This is a genomic window from Mycobacterium sp., from assembly GCF_049673265.1.
GTDB lineage: Bacteria > Actinomycetota > Actinomycetes > Mycobacteriales > Mycobacteriaceae > Mycobacterium.
Genome location: NZ_JBATXN010000613.1, coordinates 1 through 1603 on the forward strand (window position 1 = coordinate 1; position 1603 = coordinate 1603).

At 65.8% G+C, this 1603-nt stretch carries 3 protein-coding genes and 1 pseudogene; all 4 read left to right on the forward strand.

Translation table 11 applies throughout. The annotated features are described in order from the left end of the window. Positions 1–212, forward strand: a 212-nt coding sequence (locus tag WBF82_RS20700; RefSeq protein ID WP_424384806.1) for a DUF2617 family protein, incomplete at its 5' end; no start/stop codon positions are given. Beyond that, a complete protein-coding gene (locus tag WBF82_RS20705) occupies positions 209–640 on the forward strand; it encodes a DUF4247 domain-containing protein (RefSeq protein WP_424384807.1) in 432 nt (143 codons plus the stop codon). The genes WBF82_RS20700 and WBF82_RS20705, both read left to right, overlap by 4 nt. A 23-nt stretch (positions 641–663) precedes the next feature. After that, positions 664–1119 carry a DUF350 domain-containing protein gene (locus WBF82_RS20710; RefSeq protein WP_424384808.1) on the forward strand — a complete coding sequence of 152 codons (456 nt, stop codon included), beginning with the start codon at positions 664–666 and terminating at the stop codon, positions 1117–1119. Next, positions 1116–1603 (forward strand): annotated as a pseudogene (locus WBF82_RS20715) (polyamine aminopropyltransferase); the annotation flags it as partial. The gene WBF82_RS20710 and the pseudogene WBF82_RS20715, both read left to right, overlap by 4 nt.

Consider the following 1603-nt stretch of genomic DNA (forward strand, 5'->3'; position numbering starts at 1 on the left):
AGCCGACGTTTCGTCGACTCGCGCATCAGCTACGCGACCGCTGCGCACGCGAAACCGGTTGGCTGGGCGGCACTTTCCCCGGCGACGATGCCGCGCTGACCGCGCTGTCCGCCGAGCCCGACGGCGCTGGCTGGCGCTGGCAGACCTGGCACCTGTATCCCGCCGCGTCCGGCGGCACCATCGTCTACACCGCCAGCCGGTGGCGCCCATGACCCGTAATCGCATGTTCATCATGGCCGTTGTACTGCTCATCGCCTCTTTCGGCAGCCTGATCGGCGGGGTCACATTGCTGCACAAGGATATCCGCGCATATGTGGCCGACCACTATCGCGAATACGCCCACGATGCGGGCGGAAAACGTTACGTTTGCGACGGGTCGCCTTCCAAGGTTGCGGACACGCTCGCCGGCTATCAGAGCCCAGCAGCCCGGGCATCCAGTGCCGGCACGCAGTTCCTGCGCTACAACGACGCGATCGTCTCAGTCGGCCCGGACGGCCCGCACCCGTGCAGCATTCGAGTCGAGGACTTGAGCGCCGGATACAGCCACGGCGCGTTCATCTTTCTCGGGCCCGGCTTCTACCCGGGAGCCCCGTCCAGCGGCACCGGCGGCAGTTCCGGTGGACCGGGCGGGACCAAATGACCCGTAAACAAAGGAGATAGTCCATGTACCTGGCGCTCGAACTGGGAACAATCGACCTCAACCCGGTCGTCAAAGGCGTTGTCGCCACTATCTTGTACTTCGTCGTCGGCATGGCCGTCCTGGTTCTCGGGTTCATCGTGGTCGATGTGCTCACTCCGGGGAAGCTGCGCCAAATGGTCTTCATTGACCGTCGCCCCAACGCCGTCATACTTGCCTGCGCGAACTACATCGCGCTGGCCGCTGTGATCATCTGCGCGATCACGAACAGCTACAGCCAGCTCGGTCAGGGGCTGGTGGGGGTGGCGGTGTACGGGCTGATGGGGGTAATCCTGCAAGGGGTCGCAATTCTGGCCATGCACTTGGTGATACCGGGCAACTTCCATCAGCATGTCGACGAGCCGGAGCTGCATCCGGCGGCGTTCGCGACGGCCGTGATGCTGCTGGCCGTAGGAGGGGTGACTGCCGCCGCGCTGTCATGACGTCGTTTGCCGAATCTTCGGGGCGCTGGCGGGCGGTGCTGCTGGCCGCGGTCGCAGCGTGCGCGGCGTGCGGCATCATCTACGAACTCGCGCTGCTGACGTTGTCGGCGAGCCTCAACGGCGGCGGCATCGTCGCCACGTCGCTGATCGTCGCGGGCTACATTGCCGCGCTGGGCGCGGGCGCCCTACTGGTCAAGCCGCTGCTGGCGCGCGCGGCGATCACCTTCATCGCGGTTGAAGCGCTGCTCGGCATCATCGGCGGTTTGTCGGCGGCGGCGCTGTACGTGATGTTTTCGTTCATCGGCGGATCGTTGTTGGTTCTGGCGCTGGGCACCGCGGTGATCGGCGGTCTGGTCGGCGCCGAGGTGCCGCTGCTGATGACGATGTTGCAACGCGGCCGCAGTTCCGGCCCCACCGACACCGGCCGAACATTGGCCAATCTCACCGCCGCCGACTATCTGGGGGCGCTGATCGGCGGACTGCT